Origin of the sequence: Actinomadura sp. NPDC000600, assembly GCF_040492135.1 — a bacterium.
Lineage (GTDB): Bacteria > Actinomycetota > Actinomycetes > Streptosporangiales > Streptosporangiaceae > Spirillospora.
In genome coordinates, this window is sequence record NZ_JBEUPD010000082.1 from 1 (window position 1) to 6,702 (window position 6,702).

4 protein-coding genes, 1 pseudogene and 1 riboswitch are annotated in these 6,702 nt (G+C 76.4%); of the genes and pseudogenes, 1 reads left to right on the forward strand and 4 read right to left on the reverse strand.

The window, feature by feature from the left end; genetic code table 11:
- On the reverse strand, window positions 1-676 hold a 676-nt coding region (locus ABWI07_RS43620; RefSeq protein ID WP_502912915.1), incomplete at its 3' end, for a ferredoxin-like domain-containing protein.
- A 45-nt stretch (window positions 677-721) separates the two neighbouring features.
- Window positions 722-893: riboswitch (cobalamin riboswitch) on the forward strand.
- Between the two features lie 32 nt (window positions 894-925).
- Between ABWI07_RS43620 and cobN the strand changes: the two genes are divergently transcribed.
- Window positions 926-4,522, forward strand: a complete 3,597-nt coding sequence (cobN, locus tag ABWI07_RS43625; RefSeq protein WP_353822149.1) for a cobaltochelatase subunit CobN — start codon at window positions 926-928, stop codon at window positions 4,520-4,522.
- On the opposite strand, the gene ABWI07_RS43630 is transcribed toward cobN, so the two are convergent.
- The 3 genes and pseudogenes from ABWI07_RS43630 to ABWI07_RS43640 form a co-directional block, all read right to left on the reverse strand.
- Window positions 4,477-5,808, reverse strand: a complete 1,332-nt coding sequence (locus tag ABWI07_RS43630; protein ID WP_353822151.1) for a cobyrinic acid a,c-diamide synthase CobB — start codon at window positions 5,806-5,808, stop codon at window positions 4,477-4,479. The genes cobN and ABWI07_RS43630 overlap by 46 nt on opposite strands.
- On the reverse strand, window positions 5,805-6,407 hold the full coding sequence (gene cobO, locus ABWI07_RS43635) for a cob(I)yrinic acid a,c-diamide adenosyltransferase (RefSeq protein ID WP_353822150.1): 603 nt from the start codon (window positions 6,405-6,407) through the stop codon (window positions 5,805-5,807). The genes ABWI07_RS43630 and cobO overlap by 4 nt, the downstream gene beginning before the upstream one ends.
- A 1-nt stretch (window position 6,408) precedes the next feature.
- Window positions 6,409-6,669 (reverse strand): annotated as a pseudogene (locus tag ABWI07_RS43640) (vWA domain-containing protein); the annotation flags it as partial.
- Between the last annotated feature and the right edge of the window lie 33 nt (window positions 6,670-6,702).

Here is a 6,702-nt window from a genome sequence, read left to right on the forward strand (position 1 = left end):
GCGGCGGGGCGGGGTCCGGGCGCGGCGGCGTCTCCCGCACGGCCGCGGCCAGCCGCTCCGCGACGCGGCGGACGCCGTCCGGCACCTCGGCGAGCCGCCAGGCGTTCCCCCGGATCTCCAGGAACGCCTCCGCCGCCGCGAGCAGCGCCGCGACGGGGTCGCCGGAGACGGGGCCGAGCCGCGTTCCGGCCAGCAGGAGGCCGCTGGGGGTGTGCGCCGCGTCGGCCTCCAGCGCGGCCGTGTCGCCGGTGCCGTCGTCGAGCGCGAACAGGAACCGGCCCGGCAGCCGGGCCAGCCCCGGACGCCCGCGGAGCGCCTCGTCCAGCGCCGTGACCAGCGGGTCCGTCGCGAGGGCGCCGCGCGGGCCGCGCCCGCCGAGCGGGGACGCGACGATGTTGCGCACCCGCTCGTGCGTCGCCGACGGGAGCAGCCCGGCCGCCTCCAGCCGGGCCGCGAGGGCCGCCGGATCGCGGACGCCGCGCACCTGGAGGTTGCCGCGGGACGTGAGTTCGATCACGTCCCGCCCCAGCTCGCGGGCGGCGGCGCCGAGCACCGCGAGCTGCGCGGCGGACACCGCGCCGCCCGGGACGCGGACGCGCGCCAGCGGCCCGTCGGCGGCGTCGTGGGTGCGCAGCGCCCCGGGGCACGCGTCGGCGCGGGCTCTGACATTCGGCACGGGGAGGATGTTAACCACAGTTTGCAGGGCGACCGCGCTGCCGTACTCTTCTGCCCAGGCGATGGCAATGGGAGGAAGCCGGTGCGAATCCGGCGCGGTCCCGCCACTGTGACCGGGGAGCGAACCCCGCTGTAGGCCACTGTCCGCGAGGACGGGAAGGCCGGGGCGAGCGTCGATCCGGGAGCCAGGAGACTCCTGCCGTCGCGACAACCCGCTACCGGGGCGAGGACCCCAGGGGGAGGATGCTCCGTGTCCGAGCACGGCCGCACGGTCCTGCTGCTGTCGACGTCCGACACCGACCTGCTGAGCGCCCGGGCGTCCGGCGCCGACTACCGCCTGGGCAACCCGGCGCGGCTCACCGTCGAGGACCTCCCGGACCTGACCGAGGGCGCCGACCTCGTCGTGGTGCGGCTGCTCGGCGGGCGCCGCGCCTGGGAGGACGGCCTCGACGCGCTGCTCGCGGGCCCGCGCCCGGTCGTCGTCCTCGGCGGCGAGCAGGCGCCCGACGCCGAGCTGATGGAGCTGTCCACGGTCAGCGGCGGCGCGTGCGCCGAGGCGCACGCCTACCTCGCCCACGGCGGCCCCGCCAACCTCGCCGAACTGCACGCGTTCCTGTCCGACACCGTGCTGCTGACCGGGCGCGGCTTCGCGCCGCCGGCCCCGGCGCCGGCCTGGGGGCGGCTCGACCGCGCCGCCCGCGACGGCGCCGGGCCCGTGGTCGGCGTGCTCTACTACCGCGCCCACCACATGGCGGGCAACACCGCGTTCGTCGAGGCGCTGTGCACGGCCGTCGAGGACGCGGGCGGGCGCGCCATGCCGGTGTTCTGCTCGTCGCTGCGCACCGCCGAGCCCGAGCTGCTCGACACGCTGCGCCGGGCGGACGCGCTGGTGGTGACCGTGCTCGCGGCGGGCGGGTCGCGGCCCGCGACGGCCGGGGCGGGCGGCGACGACGAGGCGTGGGACGTGGGCGCCCTCGCCGCGCTGGACGTCCCGATTCTCCAGGGCCTCTGCCTCACCACGAGTCGGGCCGCCTGGGAGGCCAGCGACGACGGGCTGTCCCCGCTGGACGCGGCGTCGCAGGTCGCGATCCCCGAGTTCGACGGCCGGATCATCACGGTCCCGTTCTCGTTCAAGGAGGTCGACGAGGACGGGCTCACCGTCTACGCGGCCGACCCCGAGCGGGCCGCGCGGGTCGCCGGCATCGCCGTCCGGCACGCCGGGCTCCGGCACACCCCCGCCGCCGAGCGCCGCGTCGTGGTGATGCTGTCGGCGTACCCGACCAAGCACGCCCGCGTCGGGAACGCCGTCGGCCTCGACACCCCGGCCAGCACCGTCCGGCTGCTCGCCCGGCTCCGCGACGCGGGCTACGACCTGGGCGAGGGCTTCCCCGGCGTCGACGAGCAGGACGGCGACGCCCTCGTCCACGCGCTCATCGCGGCGGGCGGCCAGGACGAGGACTGGCTCACCGAGGAGCAGCTCGCGGGCAACCCCGTGCGCATCTCCGCCGCGGCCTACGAGCGCTGGTACCGCACCCTGCCCGCCGACCTGCGCGCAGGCATGGAGCGGCACTGGGGCCCGCCGCCCGGGGAGCTGTTCGTCCAGGACGGCGGCATCGTCCTCGCCGCCCTGCGCGCCGGCAACGCCGTCGTCATGGTGCAGCCGCCGCGCGGCTTCGGCCAGAACCCCATCGCGATCTACCACGACCCCGACCTGCCGCCCAGCCACCACTACCTGGCCGCGTACCGGTGGCTGTCGGACGAGTTCGGCGCGCACGCGATCGTCCACGTCGGCAAGCACGGCAACCTGGAGTGGCTGCCGGGCAAGGCGGCGGGCATGTCGGCCTCGTGCGGCACCGACGCTGCGCTCGGCGACGTCCCGCTGGTCTACCCGTTCCTCGTCAACGACCCCGGCGAGGGCACGCAGGCCAAACGCCGCGCGCACGCCGTCCTCGTGGACCACATGGTCCCGCCGATGGCCCGCGCCGAGACCTACGGCGACATCGCCCGCCTCGAACAGCTCCTCGACGAGCACGCGACGATCGCCGCGATGGACCCGGCGAAGCTGCCCGCGATCCGCGCCCAGATCTGGACGCTCATCCAGGCCGCCAAGCTCGACCACGACCTCGGCCTGGACGACCGCCCGCACGACACCGAGTTCGACGACTTCCTCCTGCACGTCGACGGGTGGCTGTGCGAGGTGAAGGACGCGCAGATCCGCGACGGCCTGCACGTCCTCGGCCAGGCGCCCGCCGGCGCCACCCGCGTCGACCTCGTGCTGGCCATGCTCCGCGCGCGCCAGATGTGGTCGGGGCGCGAGACGCTGCCCGGCCTGCGGGAGGCGCTCGGCCTCAGCGAGGACGGCGGCGAAGGCCGCGCCGACGTGGACGCCGCCGAGACCGCCGCCCGCGCCCTCGTCCAGGCCATGGAGGACGCCGGCTGGGCCGCGGACGCCGCCCGCGAGGTCGCCGGGGACGTCCCGGCGGACCGCCGCGACGCGGTGGCGCGGGTCCTGGAGTTCGCCGCCGCCGAGATCGTCCCGCGCCTGGCCCGGACGACCGACGAACTCGACCACGTCCTGCACGCCTTGGACGGCGGCTACATCCCGGCGGGCCCGAGCGGGTCGCCGCTGCGCGGCCTCGTCAACGTCCTGCCGACCGGCCGCAACTTCTACTCGGTCGACCCGCGCGCCGTCCCGAGCCGCCTCGCCTGGGAGACCGGGCAGGCGATGGCCGACTCGCTCCTGGAGCGCTACCGCGCCGACCACGGGGAGTGGCCGCGCTCGGTCGGGCTGTCGGTGTGGGGGACGAGCGCGATGCGCACGGCGGGCGACGACGTGGCCGAGGTCCTCGCGCTGCTCGGCGTCCGCCCCGCCTGGGACGAGGCGTCCCGCCGCGTCACGGCGCTGGAGCCGGTCCCGCTCGCCGAGCTGGGCCGGCCGCGCATCGACGTGACCGTCCGCATCAGCGGCTTCTTCCGCGACGCGTTCCCGCACGTCGTCGCCATGCTGGACGACGCGGTCCGGCTCGTCGCCGGGCTGGACGAACCGGACGCCGACAATTACGTCCGCGCGCATGTGCGGGCCGACCGGGAGCGGCACGGCGACGAGCGCCGCGCCACGATGCGCGTGTTCGGGTCCGCGCCGGGCGCCTACGGGGCCGGGCTGCTGCCGCTCATCGACAGCCGCAACTGGCGCGACGACGCCGACCTCGCGGAGGTGTACGCGGTGTGGGGCGGCCACGCCTACGGCCGCGACCTCGACGGCGTGCCCGCCCGCGCCGACATGGAGAGCGCCTACCGGCGGATCGCCGTCGCCGCCAAGAACGTCGACACCCGCGAGCACGACATCGCCGACTCCGACGACTATTTCCAGTACCACGGCGGCATGATCGCCACCGTCCGCGCGCTGACCGGCCGGGCGCCGGAGGCCTACGTCGGCGACAGCACCCGCCCGGACGCCGTCCGCACCCGCACCCTCTCGGAGGAGACCGCGCGGATCTTCCGGGCCCGCGTCGTCAACCCGCGGTGGCTGGCGGCGATGCGCCGGCACGGCTACAAGGGCGCGTTCGAGCTGGCCGCGACCGTGGACTACCTGTTCGGCTACGACGCCACCACCGGCGTCATGGCCGACTGGATGTACGACCGGCTCACCGCCGCCTACGTCCTGGACGAGGAGAACCGCGCGTTCATGGCGGAGTCGAACCCGTGGGCGCTGCACGGCATCGCCGAGCGGCTGCTGGAGGCGGCCGAACGCGGCATGTGGGAGCACCCCGACCCGGAGATCCTCCAAGGGCTGCAGGAGGTCTACCTCAAGGCGGAGGGCGACCTGGAGGACGACACCAGCCGCTGAGCCGCCTCCGGGGAACCCGCCCAGTGGAGGTGCAGGTACGAGGCGGTGATCCGCTCGTCGCCGTAGCCGTCGCGGCCGTCCCGCCACCGGAACAGCGGCCCGGCCTCCGTGTCCAGCGCGGTCCGGTGGAACTCGTGCCCGCGGAACCGCTCGCCCGGACGGGTCAGCGGCGACTCCGCCACCGCGACCGCCTCCCGGTAGCCGAGCGTCAGCCGGGACGTCATCCGCGCCCGTCCCGGCACCCGCCCGCACATCGCCCGGCCGTCGAGTTCCTCGCACAGATAAAGGAGCCCCGCGCACTCGGCGGCGATCGGGCCGGGGAACGCCGCCACCTCCGCGAGCATCGGCGCGTTGGCGGCCAGTTCGGCGGCGTGCACCTCCGGGAAGCCGCCGCCGACGACGAGCGCGCCGGCCCCGTCCGGCAGGGCCTCGTCGCGCAGCGGGTCGAAGACGGCCACCTCGGCGCCCGCCGCGCGCAGCAGCTCCACGTGCTCGGCATAGGAGAAGGTGAACGCCGCCCCGCCCGCCACCGCGACGACCGGGCCGCCCTCGACCGGCGTCACATGGTCCGACGGGTCCCAGGCGGGCCCCGGCAGCGGGGGAGCGGTGGCCGCCAGCCGGAGCAGTGCGTCCAGGTCGCAGGAGTGCTCCACCAGCGCGCCGAGCCGCTCCACCGCCCGGACGGCCTCCGCGCCCCGCTCGGCCGCCGGGATGAGCCCGAGGTGGCGGGACGGGGTGGCGACCGCGTCGTCCCGCCGGATCGCGCCGAGCACCGGCACGCCCGTCGCCTCCAGCGCGCTCCGGCACAGCTCCTCGTGCCGCTGCGAGCCCACCCGGTTCAGGACGACGCCGCCGATCCGCACGCCCGGCTCGAACGTCGCGAACCCGTGCACGAGCGCCGCGACCGACCGGCTCTGCCGCGCGGCGTCCACGACCAGCACCACCGGCGCCGCGAGCAGCTCCGCGACATGCGCCGTGGAGGCGAACCCCGTGTCGCCCTGCCCGTCGAACAGGCCCATCACGCCCTCGACCACCGCCACGTCGCAGCCGGCGGCGCCGTGCAGGAACAGCGGCGCCACCCGCTCCTCGCCCGCGAGCCACGGGTCGAGGTTGCGGCCCGGCCGCCCCGCCGCGAGGGCGTGGTAGCCGGGGTCGATGTAGTCGGGGCCGACCTTGTGCGGCGACACCGCCAGGCCGCGCGCCCGCAGCGCCGCCATCAGCCCGGTCGCCACGGTCGTCTTGCCGCTGCCGGACGCCGGCGCGGCCACGACCAGCCGGGGGATCACCACTCGATGCCCCGCTGCCCCTTCTGCCCGGCGTCCATCGGATGCCGGACCTTGCCCATCTCCGTCACCAGGTCGGCGGCCTCGACCAGCCGCGCGGGCGCGTCCCGCCCGGTGACGACGACGTGCTGGGTCCCGGGGCGCGCGGTGAGGGTCTCGACCACGTCGTCCAGGTCGAGCCAGCCCCACTTGAGCGGGTAGGTGAACTCGTCGAGCACATAGAAACGGTACGTCTCGGCGGCCAGGTCCCGCTTGATCTGCGCCCAGCCCTCGCGGGCGTCCGCCGCGTGGTCCTCCTCGGTGCCGGGGCGCTGGATCCACGACCAGCCCTCGCCCATCTTGTGCCAGGCGACCGGGCCGCCCTCGCCGCTCGCCCCGAGCACCCGCAGCGCGCGCTCCTCGCCGATGCGCCACTTCGCCGACTTCACGAACTGGAACACCCCGATCGGCCAGCCCTGGTTCCACGCCCGCAGCGCCATCCCGAACGCCGCCGTCGATTTCCCCTTCCCCGGGCCGGTGTGGACCATCAGCAGTGGCCGGTTGCGGCGCTGCCGGGTGGTGAGGCCGTCGTCGGGGACGGACACGGGCTTTCCCTGGGGCATCTCAGGCCGCCTTTCCTGCGTCGCGCCCGCGGTGGGCGCGCACGATCCCGTCGAGGTCGCCGAGCGGGACGAGCCGCGCCCCGAGCCGGGCGGCGAGCCGTCCCGCCAGGCCGAGCCTGACCGGACCGTCCTCGCAGTCCACGACGATCCCGGCCGTGCCCGCCAGCAGCCCGGCGGCCCGGTCCACGTCGCCGCCCGCGGTCGCGCGCCCGTCGGTGACGACCACGAGCAGCGGGCGCCGCGCCGGGTCGCGCAGCCGCTCGGCGCTTGTCGTCGCCGGGTCTCACGTTCGTGC